Origin of the sequence: Prevotella sp. P4-98 (genome assembly GCF_002251405.1) — a bacterium.
In the GTDB taxonomy this organism is placed as follows: domain Bacteria; phylum Bacteroidota; class Bacteroidia; order Bacteroidales; family Bacteroidaceae; genus Prevotella.
Genome location: NZ_NPJC01000028.1, coordinates 25925 through 42658 on the forward strand (window position 1 = coordinate 25925; position 16734 = coordinate 42658).

Consider the following 16734-nt stretch of genomic DNA (forward strand, 5'->3'; position numbering starts at 1 on the left):
GTTAGTAATTAGTTTTTATTTATTGTCTCTTTTTTCTTGAAACAGTCTCTTGAGGTATGCCACATTGGTGGAGAAGTTATACTTCACGTCTCTGACACGACTTACATCGCGACTGCGCTCCACTACGAGCCATCCGCTCCACCCCATGCGGTCGAGGGTGCGTTTCACTGCGGGCATATCGATTCGCGTATCGCGGTCGAGGGTGACGCTGTCGGTCAGCGAGGCATGGATCTGGGCGATGCGGCGTCGGCCCAGTATGCGCAATTCTGTCGATGGGTCGAGCCCTTGGTCAACGGCATCTTGAAGATTGAAGTAGGCTTTCACGCCCTTGCTATCAACATCGGCAAGCATCCGCTTGGTGTGGCGGGCATCCATTCCTGTGCGCAGCGCGATAGTTTTGCCTTCGCGGCGTGCCATCTCTCCGGCTTCGTGCAGACGTGCAACAAGTGTGTTATAGGGTTCGCCTGTCATCGTCTGCCACTCGCGGCCAGTGCCTCCCAATGGCAGGAATGCCACCTTGGCACCCATCACGTCCATGGTTTTCAGACAGTCTGCTACGAGGTCGCGCCAGTTGTCGCGCGTTATCAGACTCTGTGCAAAGAATCCAGACATGGCTACCGATGGCACTTCGATACCAAGTGAATCGGCTGTATGACGGAAGAGTTGCTGGAAATGACGATCACGGAGTTTGTTGTCAAATTGCGGTCGTTTGCCTAATGGCCCCATATCCATCTCGATACCATCAGCGCCAATGGTTTTAGCAAGCTGAAACTCTCCTAACTTTTGTCGTTTCAGCATCATCCAGTCGCATGCAGCCACACGATATTTCTGTGCAAATGCCGTTGTGACATTTGTCATTATCATGAAGGCTACACATATCATCATGTGTAAGGTGGATGTTTTTAATTTCATTTTAGGTTGTACAAACTATACTATATAGTATTTCAGTATAATGACGCACCATTGCACGGTTTGTCATCATAAACACTAAAAAAAATAAATTTCTTTGTTTTTGCTTCACAGTTTTTTTTATTTAGCTTATCTCTATAATATTATAATATAATGTACGCGCACACATGCGCACGCACGCGTGCCTTTAAAATTTTCGACCACTCGGCCACCATTCTACAATATAACGCACGCTTACAGGCACTTACACCGGGTGGTCGATTCCTAAAAATCGGGAAATTCGACCACCGTTCGACCACTGACCAACAATCACTTTGTTTTCATTTCGACATTGCCAACACTTTTGCCAAACGTTTGAAAACACCTTTGGCAACATTGGAAAATACCTTTGTCGAACATTAGACAATACTTTTATCAAACGTTGAAAATACTTTTATCAAACGTTGGATAACACTTTTATCAAACGTTGAAAACACTTTTATCAAACGTTGGATAACACTTTTATCAAACGTTGGATAACACTTTTATCAAACGTTGGATAATACCTTTATCAAACGTGCAACACCCTTATGATAAAATTGTTCATAACTCTCACAACCACAATAAAAATATACAAAAAAACATCGAATAATGGGTTGCACATCAATATAAAAAAACAATAGCGATGCCACATGCCACACATATCAACGAGCAAAAAAGCACCATGCCTAACAAGGATTAGAAAGAGGAAATACAAAATTGAAAAAAGGCATTAGCACACAAAAACATGAGAAAGATGATGGCTTTTTCAGAAAAAATGCCTACTTTTGCGGTTACATAAACATAACCTGGCAATAACTATGTGGAAACTAAAAACAGTGACAGGGGGCTTGCTTGCACTCGCCATGATGACGGGATGCGACGTTGTGCAAGAAGAAAAGCAACAAGAAACACTGCGTACAAACGTGGAAGACTCGATAGGTATGGGACGTACGGCATACGCCTCGCGATGCATCAACCAACAGTTGATGGCAGCAAAAGACAGCGACGCCTACTACCTCTGGCTCTCTATGCGCAATAAACTATACTACACCCGCATGCAGACTGACTCCATGAAGGTTACCATGAACCGCATACAACAGTATATCAGCAGTTGTAACCACAAAGCTCGCAAGCCCGGACGTGGAGGCAGCGACTTCAATCTGCTGCAAGCCGAATGGCTGTTGGCTAAAGGGGTGTGGCATACTGCCATCATGGGGCGACCTGATTCTGGACTGGTCTATAACAACAAGGCTATAGAACAACTCAAAAAAATCAACGCACGCCCTCAACTGATGCTGTCTGCACTAACCAACCAAGCCGATTACTACCGACAATTGGGAAAACTCGACTATAGCGCCGACGCCTATATGCAGGCACTTGCACTATCAGACACGATGAATAACCCCAATGCCAACACTGCCGTAGAGTTGGGCATAGCTACAGTATATACCTTCATGGCAGACTATGAGAATAGCAACAAATGGTGGAAACGCGCCGAACAACACGTATCAGAGATGCAGAGAGCAGATCAATTCATCTTCTACAATAACAGAGGTAATGATCTGTACCTGCAACAACGATACAGCGAAGCTCTACCCTATTTCAAAAAAGCTGCTACACTGGTAAAAGGCGACTCTACCAAAGCATGGGACTACTACACTGCACGTGCCAATATGGGCGAAATCTACGTGTGGCTGGGACACACCGAACAAGCCCGACAGGCACTCGACGAGGCTGACGCGTTCTTCCAACAGGCAGGATTCGATATTGTGCGCTACTATATCGAAACATCGCGCATTGGGCTCGACCTTAAAGAAGGACATACTGACCGGGCACTAAAGCGCATGGCTGAAGCCTCAACACCCAAGCACATGCTGCCTGCGGCAGTGGTGCAACGACTCAGAATCGAAGAACTGGTGTATCGCACAGCTAAGATGATGCCCCAAGCTTATGCAGTTCACCAACAAAAAGATGCCATCAATGACTCAATACAAACGGCAAACATGACCATGCGCATGAATGCCAATCTGCTTCAATACCAACACAATAGAAAGCTGGACGAACAACAGCACATCATTGACCGACAATATATCATGGGACTGCTGGCATGGGGACTATTCCTCATTGCCACACTCATTATCATCGTGCTTGGCATATTGGTTTATCTGCGACACCGACAACATCAACTACACAATCTGAAAGTAAGGCAACAGATTGTAAGGCTACGCATGGAAAACATACGTAACCGCATATCGCCTCACTTCATATTCAACGCACTCAACCATGAAATGCTGGCACAAATGAATGGAAAAAAGGTAAACCTGTCATCGCTGACACAACTGCTAAGAAGAGGACTGGCACAAACCGAAATGCTGGAAACAACACTCAGCGAAGAACTGGCTTTCATCAAATACTACGTCAGCATCGAGTCACAACAGATGGAATCTGACTTCCGTTTCAAGATAGAAAAAGAAAAAAACGTGAACACAGACCGTGTGTTTATACCTGCTATGGTGGTACAAATCTATGTAGAGAATGCTATCAAACACGGACTGAGACCCAAGAAAATAGTGGAAGGCAAATATCGTGACCTACTCATCAAAATACACAGAAAAGGAACTGACAGCACTGAAATAGAAGTGCTCGACAACGGCATGGGACTGGGACCTACATCAACAGAACAGATGCACACCGGTATGAAAGTGGTGCAACAAACCATACAAATGCTCAACGACCACAACAACAGTAAGATTGCTTTCGGCATAATGAACAGGCGAGACCTGCCTGCCGGAGAAACAGGATGCCGCTCGTGGATTACTGTGCCCGACAGTTTCGACTTCTTACTATAACCTTTTATAAAAGAGCTTATGACTAATAGGGAACGACATATCAGAGCATTCATCATTGATGACAGCGTCGTGGCTGTCGAAGTGTTGAAACGAATACTTGAAAGCAATCACCCAGTAACAGTGGTAGGTACTGCCTACGATGGGCCGACGGCTGTCGGACAGGTGATAGAACTACAACCCGACTTGATATTCACCGATGTAGAGATGCCATCCATGACGGGTATAGAATTCTGCCAACAGATACGTCATCAGGTAAAACCAAATACCAAAGTGGTGTTTTATACCGCCCACGAAAAATATATGATAGATGCCCTTCATCTACAGGCTTTCGACTATTTGCTCAAACCACCCACACCAGAAGATGTAGCAATGCTGATGATGCGCTACTACGAAAACAAACTGACGGAAATACCAACCATGCAGACAGTTGCACCACAGCGCCGTCAATCAATTATCGTAATCAACGCAACGGGCGAACATATTGTATTGCAGGCTTCTGAGGTGGCTTTCTTCCGCTTCAATACAGACAGGAAACAATGGGAAGTAATCTGCTGCGATGGCAACATCTACTGCCTACGATCACGCAGCAATAGCGATACTATACTGGACTACTCTGCCGATTTCGTACAAATTCACAAAAGCTATATTGTCAACATAGAACACGTCAAAATGATACAGGAGTCGCAGTGTTTTCTCAAAGAGCCACTGCAAGACATCGACGAACTGAAGGTGAGCAGAAACTACAAACGCTCACTAATGGATGCTTTCTATGCACTATAAACACTAAACACATCACACATGCACTATTTGAAACTCATCATCATGCTCCTTGCCATCATCACCATGGGGGCATGTAGCAATAAGGCAGAAAAGGCACAAATGCTATATCAGCAAAGCGAACAACTCATTAAGAAGGATCACAAATGGACCGAAGCTGGCGAAATGCTGCTTGGCAGTTTGCAACTGCAAGACGAAAACGAGCCTACACCGCTACTGGCACGCACCTATGCACTACTGTCGAAAGTATATTGGGAGGAAGATCGCGTCAAGAAAGCTATAGAATATGCACACCGCGGACTCAACACCGCACTGGCAATGCGCAACGACACTCTTCACTTACAACTATACACAAGAGTGGGATCGTCCTATTATCTCATACACAAGAACGATTCGGCTACCTACTATTTCAATAAAGCACTCGACAAAGCCATTGCCATGAACGACTCCAACGGCATTTACAATGCATACAACAACCTCGGTGCACTGAAACTCAGCATGGAGAAGTTTGACGAAGCACTCGCCTATTCCGACAAGTCATACAGTTATGCACGCAACATAGATGCCCATGAATTTCACTATTATTATAATAAGTCACGCTGCTATCAGTATTTGAAACAATGGACACTGTGTATCGATGCCACCCGTAAGGCAATCGCCAATATTCCCAAAGAGGACTTAGAAGGAAGATCGAAACTATACCAACGACTCTTCTTGGCTGAACGGAGCATAGGAAACTACGAAGCAGCATGTGTGGCTGCAGATACATCGTATAACTATCTTGACAAATATTGGAATAAAAGGCGCGATGAGGATATGCGCGACTTGACTGAGCAATATCAGCAAGAACGCTACAACGCACAACTGAAACTGCAACGCACGCAATGGATGGTAATGGTAGTTGTGGTGCTGATGATTATGGGGGCTGCCATCATGTTTGTATCACACCGCAACAAAAAACGTATCATGCGCTTACAGAAACGCTTGGAAAACCTCAAACTGCAAATCTACCGCGAACGAAACACAATACAACAGACTGCGGAAGAAAGTCAAAACAAGGTAGGGCAAACAATGCCCAACAACGAAAAACTCTATACACTCTGCTTACAACAATTGGCAGTGGCACGAGATTTGTTTAAGATGCGACCCGAATACATGCGACTCTACCAACTGAAATATCGCACCGATCATCAATATCTGTCAGACCCAGAACGCATGCCATTGCTTGATAGTGTGGTGGAGGTGTTTATTGAACCATTGCAAAACCTTCGCAGATTGTTCACCGAACTGACCGAAGACGAATGTATATATGCTATCCTCACCTTCCTCGGATGCAACAATGCCACCATCTCCATGATGACCAAAACATCAGAACCTACACTGCGTAAACGCAGAAGCCGATTCAAACAGAAAAGCCACGATATGGTATTCCGCTTTCTGATGCAGAACGAAGAAACATAGAGATACCTCAAAGACCGAAAAACTACCTGTATTTCCGATTATACCTAACAGAAAGAAAAATTAGTGGAAAGGGAGAGGGATTTTCCACAAAATAGTCGTAATTTTGCGGAATAAAACAAATAAATGCTCTGTTGATGGGCTACGACAAGATTACATATGGAACTGATAAAAGACAAACAATTCGGTGGTGAACGCCCATTGTTCGCCACACACGACCTACAACTGGATAACGTGACCATCATAGATGGTGAGAGTGGTATCAAGCAATGTAGCAATATCGCTGCAACAGGATGTCACTTCTATGGAAAATATCCTTGGTGGCACGTTGATGGTGCACAAATTGACCATTGCTATTTTGCACCAGGATCACGTTCTGCCATCTGGTACACCGACAATCTTACAATGACAGATACCAAGATTGACGGTCCGAAATTCTTCCGCGAAATGAAAAACGTGACGCTGGAAAACGTTGAGATTACAGATGCCGACGAAACTTTTTGGCGCGTAGAAGATGTACGACTGAAAAACGTAACACTACACGATGGGACATACCCCTTTATGTTTGCACGCAACATCTATGTGGACGGACTGGTGAGCGACTCGAAATATATCTTCCAATACTGCGAGAATGTGGAAATACACCATGCTAAAATCACCACGAAAGACTCATTCTGGGAGTGTGAGAACGTGACGGTCTATGACTCTGAGCTCGATGGAGAGTATCTGGCATGGCACTCCAAGAACGTGCGCCTCGTCAACTGCCACCTCAAAGGCGAACAACTGCTCTGCTATGTGGATAACCTCAAACTCGAAAACTGTACCTTCGATGCGGAATGTGACCGCATCTTCGAATATTCTACAGTAGAGGCAGACATCCGCGGACATGTGGAAAACATAAAAAATCCAACGTCGGGACACATCGTGGCAGACTCGATAGGTAGCATCACCATCGACAAAAATGTGCGGCAACCTAACAACTGTGTAATAGAAACTCGCAAGCTATAAAGCCTATGAAATACGATTTTGACAAACCGACACAACGCCGGGGCACCCACTGTGTAAAGTGGGACGAGGCTCCATCAGACAAGGTTATACCCTTGTGGGTAGCTGATATGGACTTCGAAGCAGCTCCTGCCATTGTCGAAGCAGTAGTAAAACGAGCACAACAGGGCATCTACGGCTATACTCTGGTGGAAGATGACTACTATAATGCCGTCATCTCATGGTTTGCAAGACGCCACCAATGGACTATCCACCGCGACGAAATTCTATATACCACTGGTGTAGTACCTGCCGTTTCGGTGGCTATCAAGGCACTGACCATGCCTGGCGAACAAGTGGTGATGCTATCGCCAGACTACAATTGCTTCTTCTCATCAATCCGAAACAACGGTTGTCAGGTATCAGAAAGCGTGTTGTTGCGCCACAACGATACGTTTGTAATAGACTGGGAGGACTTGGAAAAACGTTGTGCAGAAGAGAAAACTACGATGCTTTTGCTCTGCAATCCACACAATCCAACAGGACGAGTGTGGACTATAGACGAACTGGAGCGTATCAATACCATCTGCATGAAGCACGATGTGAAGGTGATTAGCGATGAAATACATTGCGAACTTGTCATGCCTGGACACCGATTCCAACCTTTTGCTGCCGTGAGCGAGAGTTGTCGGCAAAACAGCGTGATACTGAATTCACCATCCAAATCATTTAATATTGCCGGACTACAGACTGCCAACATGATTTGCGCCAACCCCGAATGGCGACGCAGACTGAACCGAGCTATTAATATCAATGAGGTGTGCGATATCAATCCCTTCGGCAATGTGGCACTTATGGCAGCCTACAACGACTGCGAAGACTGGATAGACCAACTCAACGAATACCTCTGGGGCAACTACCAATGGCTCTGTCAGTTTGTGGGAAACAACATCCCGCAATGGAAAGTATGCCGATTGGAAGGCACCTATCTACCATGGATTGACGTATCGGCTGGTGGCGAGGAGACTGATGCACTCTGCCAACGACTGCTCGACGAAGCTCAAGTATGGCTCAATCCTGGCACTATGTACGGCGCCGAAAGTGGTCGTGGCTATGTCCGTGTCAATATTGCTTGCCAGCGCAAACGCTTGGAGGAAGCTATGAACAGAATCAAACTAAAATTATAATATGAAACAACAAAACGAAGTCAACGTATGGTCTGTCACCTGGGGTGTACTCATGGCTGTACTATTCTCGGCTGCCGCAGCCTATCTCGGTCTGAAAGTAGGACAGGTTTTTGAAGCAGCCATCCCCATCGCCATCATTGCCGTGGGCGTATCAACAGCAGCCAAGCGCAACAATGCACTACGCGAAAACGTCATTATCCAGTCGATTGGTGCCTGTTCTGGAGCCGTTGTGGCTGGTGCCATCTTCACCTTGCCTGCCATCTATATCCTGCAGGCCAAGTATCCTGGAATGGAAGCCGACTTCCTGAAAATCTTCATTGCATCGCTATTGGGCGGTGTGCTCGGCATCCTTTTCCTTATTCCTTTCCGCAAATACTTTGTAGAAGCTCCTGCCGAACAGTTTCCTTTCCCTGAAGCTACTGCCACTACACAGGTTTTAAAGAGTGGAGAGAAAGGTGGATCACAGGCTCGCCCATTGCTGTTGGCCGGACTGATTGGCGGTCTCTACGACTTTATCGTGGCAACCTTCGGATGGTGGAACGAGAATGTAACCAGCCGCATGATACCATTCGGTAGCGATTTGGCAGACCGCGCTAAACTCGTATTCAAAAACAATACAGGGGCGGCAGTTCTCGGTTTGGGCTATATTATCGGTTTCCGATACGCACTCATCATCACACTGGGATCACTCTTTGTATGGTGGTTGGTAGTGCCCGGAATGGCACTACTCTTCCCTACCGAGGTCCTCAACCAATGGAACCCTTCCATTACTACAGCAGTAGGTGCAATGTCGCCAGAGGAAATATTCACCAGCTATGGCAAATCGATAGGTATCGGTGCCATCGCCATGGCAGGCATCATAGGTATTATCAAGAGTCGCGACATCATCATTGGCGCAGTGAAACGCATGAAACCTACCGCTAAAACAACAGATATCGAACCAACAACAGAACAAAAAAATGATGCCGATCTGTCCTTACGCTTCATCGCCATCGCTTCCATTGCTACATTGCTCATCACCTTCATCTTCTTCTGGTTTGGTGTTATGGGCGGCAAACTGCTCTTTGCCGTAGTAGCTATTCTTCTTACTGCCATCATTGCGTTCCTCTTCACTACCGTAGCTGCTAATGCCATTGCCATTGTGGGTAGCAATCCTGTATCAGGAATGACACTGATGACATTGATACTTGCTTCGGTAGTCATGGTAGCTGTAGGACTGAGCGGCACCGGCGGTATGGTGGCTGCACTCATCATGGGCGGAGTGGTATGCACAGCACTCTCTATGGCAGGTTCGTTTATCACCGACCTGAAGATTGGACACTGGACAGGTACACAACCTCGTAAACAGGAAACGTGGAAATTCCTCGGTACACTGATAAGTGCTGCAACTGTAGGTGGTGTCATGATGCTACTCAACGAGACATACGGTTTTGCATCAGGAGCACTCGCTGCACCTCAGGCAAATGCTATGGCTGCTGTCATCGATCCGTTGATGACAGGCACAGGAGCGCCTTGGGTTCTCTATGCCATCGGTGCCATACTGGCTATTATCCTCACTTGGTGTAAAGTTCCTGCACTGGCTTTCGCATTGGGCATGTTTATCCCCATACAGCTCAACGTGCCACTGCTGATTGGCGGTGCTGTCAATTGGTTTGTAACATCACGTTCTAAGAATGCAGAAGAGAATAAAGAACGTGGCGAAAAGGGCAACCTCATCGCTTCAGGATTCATTGCTGGTGGTGCATTAATGGGAGTCATCAGTGCACTGTTGCGCTTCGGTGGTGTGCAGTTTGACTATACAGCATGGTGGGCAAACCCATTGAGCGAACTCCTCTCGCTCGTTGCATATATTCTACTGATTACCTATTTCATTCGCGCCACAAGAAAATAATCATGTGACAGGAATACAGAGAACGGGTGTGGAGGAAAAGAATGATTTATCACACCCGTTCTTATTTTCATTCTTTGCCGAAATAGAAGTAAGCGTATTGTAATATTCGTTCCCGTTATCTCTATCACGATGCACCTATATCTTTATATTTGATAACAACAAATAACAACACCACACAAGATAGCGATTGTGAGAAATGTCCTATTACATGAGTACCAATGCACATATTTTTATCAGGAATATCATTGATTTTCAAAAAATCTTTGTAATTTTGTCACCATGACGAAACTTAAAAACTGTCTGGTACTGCTACTGACCATCATACCCGCATTAACAGTATGGGGGCAAACAGCATCGTTACTTGTAACGGACCACTATACAACCAGCAACGGACTTCCAAGCAATAATGTGTATTGTGCGATGAAAGACCGCGATGGCTTTCTGTGGTTTGGCACATGGTATGGACTATGTCGTTTTGACGGAAGCCACTTCGAGACAATGAAGAAAAGTACACGCCCGGACTCTGACATACCACCACGCAAGATAGAAAGCATGGCAGAAGACCAACAAGGTAATCTTTGGCTAAAGACCGTGGATTGGAAAGTGTATGTATTCTACCGACGCACAGGACGGTTTCATGCCTTAGGCGAGGAACTCAAACACCTCTCGCAAAACATGCAGGTCATTAAACTGCAGGCTACAGATAATGGGCAAGTATTGCTACTTACAAAAGACAAGAACCTCTTGATGGCAACAACAACCCCCAAGGGACATATTGACATCAAGACACTGTTTTCGTCAAAAGGGAAAATCAACCCATTCACCTACCAACTATACCGTGACTACTGTGAAGAAAACAACGGATATTCAGTATGGGTGGGACGCGACTATCGCATCTTTGCTGTACCCAGAGGCAAACAACTACAACAACGGATGGCAGACAACGACAATCTGCAACAGAGGAAAAACACACAGCTGGAGGCGATAGTTGCACAAGCTGGCATCAACGACTATGTTCAAATCTACGAAGACAACGACCGCCTTGTGTGGGTAACAACTCCAACGAACGGCATCTATTGCATACATTCACCAAAAAGCATTTTCAAACTCATCCCCTTTGATTTCGATCAAACGGGAGTAAGAAGCATCTTTCAACTTCCTAATGGCAACGTATTGGTGGGCACTAGAAGCCGAGACGTTTTCATTCTCAACCCACAAGGACAACGCATACATACCTTCGACTATAAGACTCATGGTATCGGAGCCATTTACCACGTCATGGCAGACAAGCACCACAGACTCTGGCTATCAACCAAACGCGACGGACTTGTCGTGGCAACACCCGATAACAGCCAGCCTACTGGATACAGACTGAACCACTACCTACACGATGACAATAATCCACAAAGCATCAGTGGTAATGCGGTATATATGACTTATACTGATAAAAAAGGACATATCTGGGTAGCAACTCTCGATGGCGGGCTCAATCTGGTGAAACAAAACGGCAGCACGCAACTGGTTTTCTACAACAGACACAACGGATTTATCAACTACCCGTCCTACGGATTATATACTGAAGTGAGAAACATGGCCGAGGATCAACACGGACGGCTATGGATTGGAACGATTGACGGACTGATGAGTACAGATACCAAATTCCGCCAACCACAAGACATCAAATTTGAAACCTATAAGGAACAGCGTGCATCATCGTTTGCTAACAACGACATCTACACCATCTTCAAAGACAACAGGGATAATATATGGATGGGCGCTTTCGGTGGTGGACTGAGCAGACTAACCAACTACGACAAACACAAACACTGTCCTGACTTCAAAACACTTGGCATGAGAGAAGGACTGCGCAACGATGTCATCGTATCCATTACCGAAGACTTGAACGGCAGACTGTGGTTTGCAGGAGAAACCACTATTGCTTGCTATAATCCGAAAAATGAACGCATACGTAACTTCGACAAATACGATGGACTGCCTGATGTCAAATTTGAAGAGGCTTCTGCATGTCGCATGAACAATGGTGAAATATGGCTAGGATGCAAACAAGGCATCATCGTCTTCGACCCCAAGCATCTGGTCAACGAAAACAGTAACTACCATACGTTCATTACCAATATGAGCGTAAACAACAGAAACATCACCCAACAACTGGAACGCATAGAAAACCAACATGGCATCGACCAACTCAAACAGATAGAACTGAAACACGATCAGAATTCATTCACCATCGAATTTGCCGCACTCAACTTCATCAATAACAACAATGTGGCATACAGATACCGACTGAAAGGATACGACCACGACTGGAACTACAGCGGACAAAACAGACAAGCATCGTACACCAAAGTACCACCAGGTAACTACACCTTTGTGGTTGAAACAATAGACGACAGCAATCCAACACTCTGCTCAAGAGACGAACTGCACATCTGCATACTTCCACCGTGGTGGGCCACATGGTGGGCATATCTTATCTATCTGGCTGTCATCGGCATCATCACATTCTTCATTGTACGCACAGGACTGCAAATGAACCGAATGAGAAACGAAATGATTATCGGTCAACGACTGGCAAAGCTACATACTATGGCCACCGCTACACCAGCCAAAGAGATTGACTACTCACAATATGTTGAGCAAAAAGGTATGGAGTTTATAGACCAGTTGCATCGCATCATCGATGAGAATCTGCAAAACAGCGAATTCAACATCGATACCATGGCTGCTGAAATGGGGCTGTCGCGATCGGCATTCTTCAAGAAAGTGAAGAACGTCACAGGCTTTGCACCACTCGATCTTATCAAGGAGTTCCGACTATCACGTGCTGCCGAACTGCTAAAACACACTAACCTCAGCATCAACGAAGTGGCATATCGTTCAGGCTTTAAGGATAGTAGTTATTTCGGCAAGTGTTTCCGCAAGCGCTTCGGTCTATCACCACGCGACTATGCATCATCAAGCAGAGAATAGTTTTCTAAAGGAACTAAAGCGAAAAGAAAAACTCGTTTTCCTTTTGTACTTCACTCACTTATTCGTAACTTTGTACCCCAAATGGAAATGAAAGAAAACAACAACGAATTAGTACGCCAAGTAGCTGAACAGAAATACGAGTTTGGATTCACTACTGATGTACATACTGAAATCATTGAGAAAGGACTCAATGAGGATATTGTCAGGCTCATATCGAAAAAAAAGGGAGAGCCCGAATGGATGCTTGATTTCCGTCTCAAAGCTTTCCGTTACTGGCAACAGCAGACGGAACCACGATGGGGACATGTACATGTGCCACCTATTGACTATCAAGCCATATCATACTACGCAGACCCGCTGGCCAAGAAACCCCAAGGTGACGGAAAGATTGACCCGGAACTGGAGAAGACTTTCGACAAACTGGGTATTCCCCTTGAAGAACGTCTGGCATTGAGTGGCAATACAGCAGTAGATGCCATCATGGACTCGGTATCGGTAAAGACCACCTTCAAAGAGAAGCTCGCAGAGAAAGGTGTAATATTCTGCTCCATCGGTGAAGCCATTAAGGAACATTCCGAACTCGTCAGACAATACCTCGGTACGGTAGTACCATACCGCGACAATTTCTTCGCAGCACTCAATAGTGCCGTATTCAGCGATGGATCTTTTGTCTATATCCCCAAAGGTGTGCGCTGTCCTATGGAATTGAGCAGTTATTTCCGAATCAATGCACGTAACACAGGACAGTTTGAACGCACATTGATTATTGCCGACGACGATGCCTACGTATCCTATCTCGAAGGATGCACAGCCCCTATGCGCGACGAAAACCAATTACATGCCGCCATCGTAGAGATCATTGTCAATGATAGAGCCGAAGTAAAATACTCTACCGTACAAAACTGGTATCCCGGTGATGAGAATGGTAAAGGTGGTGTGCTCAACCTTGTCACCAAGCGCGGTGATCTCAGAGGTGAAGGTTCTAAACTTTCGTGGACACAGGTAGAAACCGGAAGTGCTATCACTTGGAAATATCCCTCCTGCATACTCCGTGGTGACAACTCGACAGCAGAGTTCTATAGTGTAGCTGTTACCAACAATTATCAAGAAGCAGACACTGGCACAAAGATGATACACATGGGCAAAAACACCAAAAGTACCATCATATCGAAAGGAATATCTGCCGGCCACTCCCAAAACTCATACCGCGGACTGGTACGTGCTACCAGCACAGCCGACAATGCACGCAACTACTCCAGTTGCGATTCTCTACTGCTGGGCAGTGACTGTGGTGCACACACCTTCCCCTATATGGATGTACACAATGACACCGCAGTATTCGAACACGAAGCAACTACCAGCAAAATATCGGAAGACCAACTCTTCTACTGCAACCAGCGTGGCATACCCACCGAACAAGCCGTAGGTCTCATCGTTAATGGCTATGCCAAAGAAGTAATCAAGAAACTCCCCATGGAGTTTGCCGTCGAGGCACAGAAACTGCTCAGCGTATCACTCGAAGGTACCGTGGGATAAAACAACAACGACAATAAAAAGACTCAAGATATGTTAGAGGTAAAAAACCTGCATGCCACCATTGCTGGCAAAGAAATACTGAAAGGCATCGACCTGACCATTCGCGACGGTGAAACACATGCCATCATGGGCCCCAACGGTTCGGGCAAGAGCACACTCAGTGCCGTTCTCGTGGGCAATCCACTCTACGAAGTGACCGAAGGAGAAGCATATTTCAATGGTAAAAATCTATTGGACATGAAGCCCGAAGACCGCGCACACGAGGGATTGTTCCTTTCGTTCCAATATCCTGTGGAGATTCCCGGAGTATCGATGACCAACTTCATGAAAGCTGCCATTAACGAAAAACGGAAATATCAAGGTCTTGAACCAATGAATGCCGCAGAGTTCTTAAAACTGATGCGCGAGAAGCGAAAGATAGTAGAACTCGATTCTAAACTTGCCAACCGCTCGGTCAACGAAGGATTCAGCGGTGGCGAGAAAAAGCGCAACGAGGTATTCCAAATGGCTATGCTTGAACCAAAGCTAAGCATTCTCGACGAGACCGACTCAGGCCTCGATGTCGATGCCATGCGCATTGTTGCAGAAGGAGTCAACAAACTGCAGACTCCACAAACCTCCTGTATCGTTATCACCCACTACGACCGACTGCTGGAGATGATTCGTCCACAGTTTGTTCATGTGCTCTACAAGGGACGCATCGTAAAAACCGGAGGTCCAGAACTGGCCAAAGAGATACAAGAACATGGTTACGACTGGATCAAAGAAGAAATAGGAGAAGAATAAATGGGTAGCGAACAACAATATATCGAGCTCTATCAGGAAGCAAGGCAGATGATTATCAGTCATGCCCCAGAGCACATGAATGCCATACGCGACAAGGCTTTCGAGCATTTCAAAGCGCAGGGCTTCCCCACCCGACGGGTGGAACGGTATAAATATACCGACCTGCAACAACTCTTCGAACCCAACTACGGACTGAACCTCAACCGACTCAACATCCCCGTTGACCCCTATGAGGCCTTCCGATGCGATGTACCCAACCTATCTACTTCGCTTTATTTCATGGTCAATGACGCCTTCTACACCCAAGAAACTCCTAAAGGCCATCTGCCCGAAGGTGTTTTTGTGGGATCAATGAAGGAACATCCCGAACTGGTGGCAAGCCACTATGGGCGCTTAGCAAAAACCGACGAAGATGCCGTAACAGCTCTCAACACCATGTTGGCACAAGACGGACTGCTTGTTTATGTGCCATGCCACACCAAAGTGGAACGTGCCATACAGGTCATCAACATCCTCCGAAGCGATGTTGACCTTATGGTCAACCGCCGCGTGATGATTATCCTGGAGGATGGAGCCGAACTGAAAATGCTCTTCTGCGACCATGCAGCCGATGACCGCAATTTCCTATCCACACAGATCATCGAAGCATTTGTTGGCAACAATGCCTCGCTCGACCTCTATTGTTTGGAAGAGACACACCACAAGAACGTACGTATCAGCAATGTATATATAGAGCAACAAGCTAATAGCCGTGTCAACCACAATGTGATAACCCTTCACAATGGTGTGACACGCAACCGCCTTGATCTCACCTTTGCTGGCGAAGGTGCAGAATGTGGATGCTATGGCTGTGTGATTGCCGACAAGAAACAACATGTAGATAACAACACGCTCATCCGTCATGAGGTGCCCCACTGCACCAGCACAGAACTCTACAAGTACGTGCTCAACGAAGATGCCGTTGGAGCATTTGCAGGAAGAGTCTATGTGGCACATGGCGCACAGAAGACCTCATCGCAGATGACCAATCAGAACTTGACAGCTTCAAAGACAGCCCGTATGTACACCCAGCCCATGCTGGAGATTTATGCCGATGACGTAAAATGTGCTCACGGAAGTACAGTAGGCCAGCTCAATGATGCGGCCCTCTTCTACATGCAGCAACGCGGCATATCGAAAAAAGAGGCACGACTGCTGTTGCAGAACGCATTCATCAACGAGGTGGTCGATCAGATGCAACTCGAACCACTCCGCGACCGCCTGCACTATTTGGTAGAAAAGCGTTTCCGCGGTGAACTCAGCAAATGTGTGGGATGCAAACTCTGTAAATAAGATTATAAGAAAA

Annotated in this window: 10 protein-coding genes and 1 pseudogene; 10 read left to right on the forward strand and 1 reads right to left on the reverse strand. The window is 46.1% G+C overall.

The genetic code is table 11. The features are described from left to right. Positions 1-15 precede the first annotated feature (15 nt). Positions 16-912 (reverse strand): sugar phosphate isomerase/epimerase family protein, encoded by an 897-nt coding sequence (locus CIK96_RS04495; RefSeq protein WP_094439907.1) that lies wholly within the window; start codon positions 910-912, stop codon positions 16-18. An 836-nt stretch (positions 913-1748) separates the two neighbouring features. On the opposite strand from CIK96_RS04495, the gene CIK96_RS04505 reads away from it, so the two are divergent. The 10 genes and pseudogenes from CIK96_RS04505 to sufD all read left to right on the forward strand — a co-directional run bounded on the left by CIK96_RS04505 (position 1749) and on the right by sufD (position 16721). Further along, the gene (locus tag CIK96_RS04505; protein ID WP_094434726.1) at positions 1749-3779 is read left to right on the forward strand and encodes a histidine kinase; all 2031 of its coding nucleotides are present in this window, start codon (positions 1749-1751) and stop codon (positions 3777-3779) included. Positions 3780-3797: 18 nt separating this feature from the next. Continuing rightward, positions 3798-4559 carry a LytTR family DNA-binding domain-containing protein gene (locus CIK96_RS04510; protein ID WP_094434728.1) on the forward strand — a complete coding sequence of 254 codons (762 nt, stop codon included), beginning with the start codon at positions 3798-3800 and terminating at the stop codon, positions 4557-4559. An 18-nt stretch (positions 4560-4577) separates the two neighbouring features. After that, on the forward strand, positions 4578-6017 hold the full coding sequence (locus tag CIK96_RS04515) for a tetratricopeptide repeat protein (protein ID WP_094434730.1): 1440 nt from the start codon (positions 4578-4580) through the stop codon (positions 6015-6017). Between the two features lie 156 nt (positions 6018-6173). Beyond that, positions 6174-7022, forward strand: coding sequence for a DUF3737 family protein (locus CIK96_RS04520; RefSeq protein ID WP_094434732.1), 849 nt, complete (start codon positions 6174-6176; stop codon positions 7020-7022). Between the two features lie 5 nt (positions 7023-7027). Then, positions 7028-8185, forward strand: a complete 1158-nt coding sequence (locus CIK96_RS04525; RefSeq protein ID WP_094434734.1) for a MalY/PatB family protein — start codon at positions 7028-7030, stop codon at positions 8183-8185. 16 nt (positions 8186-8201) lie between these two features. After that, positions 8202-10076 (forward strand): annotated as a pseudogene (locus CIK96_RS04530) (OPT family oligopeptide transporter); the annotation flags it as partial. Between the two features lie 279 nt (positions 10077-10355). After that, a complete protein-coding gene (locus CIK96_RS04535) occupies positions 10356-13067 on the forward strand; it encodes a two-component regulator propeller domain-containing protein (RefSeq protein WP_094439910.1) in 2712 nt (903 codons plus the stop codon). Positions 13068-13148: 81 nt separating this feature from the next. Then, a complete protein-coding gene (sufB, locus tag CIK96_RS04540; protein ID WP_094439911.1) occupies positions 13149-14603 on the forward strand; it encodes a Fe-S cluster assembly protein SufB in 1455 nt (484 codons plus the stop codon). A gap of 30 nt (positions 14604-14633) precedes the next feature. Beyond that, on the forward strand, positions 14634-15389 hold the full coding sequence (gene sufC / locus CIK96_RS04545; protein ID WP_094391482.1) for a Fe-S cluster assembly ATPase SufC: 756 nt from the start codon (positions 14634-14636) through the stop codon (positions 15387-15389). Further along, on the forward strand, positions 15390-16721 hold the full coding sequence (sufD, locus tag CIK96_RS04550; RefSeq protein ID WP_094439912.1) for a Fe-S cluster assembly protein SufD: 1332 nt from the start codon (positions 15390-15392) through the stop codon (positions 16719-16721). Positions 16722-16734 lie beyond the last annotated feature (13 nt).

What these genes read in the sequence shown, in the direction of transcription:
- CIK96_RS04495 (WP_094439907.1), bottom strand. Translation starts at nt 912, where the DNA reads ATGAAATTAAAAACATCCACCTTACACATGATGATATGTGTAGCCTTC.
- CIK96_RS04505 (WP_094434726.1), top strand. Translation starts at nt 1,749, where the DNA reads ATGTGGAAACTAAAAACAGTGACAGGGGGCTTGCTTGCACTCGCCATG.
- CIK96_RS04510 (WP_094434728.1), top strand. Translation starts at nt 3,798, where the DNA reads ATGACTAATAGGGAACGACATATCAGAGCATTCATCATTGATGACAGC.
- CIK96_RS04515 (WP_094434730.1), top strand. Translation starts at nt 4,578, where the DNA reads ATGCACTATTTGAAACTCATCATCATGCTCCTTGCCATCATCACCATG.
- CIK96_RS04520 (WP_094434732.1), top strand. Translation starts at nt 6,174, where the DNA reads ATGGAACTGATAAAAGACAAACAATTCGGTGGTGAACGCCCATTGTTC.
- CIK96_RS04525 (WP_094434734.1), top strand. Translation starts at nt 7,028, where the DNA reads ATGAAATACGATTTTGACAAACCGACACAACGCCGGGGCACCCACTGT.
- CIK96_RS04535 (WP_094439910.1), top strand. Translation starts at nt 10,356, where the DNA reads ATGACGAAACTTAAAAACTGTCTGGTACTGCTACTGACCATCATACCC.
- sufB (WP_094439911.1), top strand. Translation starts at nt 13,149, where the DNA reads ATGGAAATGAAAGAAAACAACAACGAATTAGTACGCCAAGTAGCTGAA.
- sufC (WP_094391482.1), top strand. Translation starts at nt 14,634, where the DNA reads ATGTTAGAGGTAAAAAACCTGCATGCCACCATTGCTGGCAAAGAAATA.
- sufD (WP_094439912.1), top strand. Translation starts at nt 15,390, where the DNA reads ATGGGTAGCGAACAACAATATATCGAGCTCTATCAGGAAGCAAGGCAG.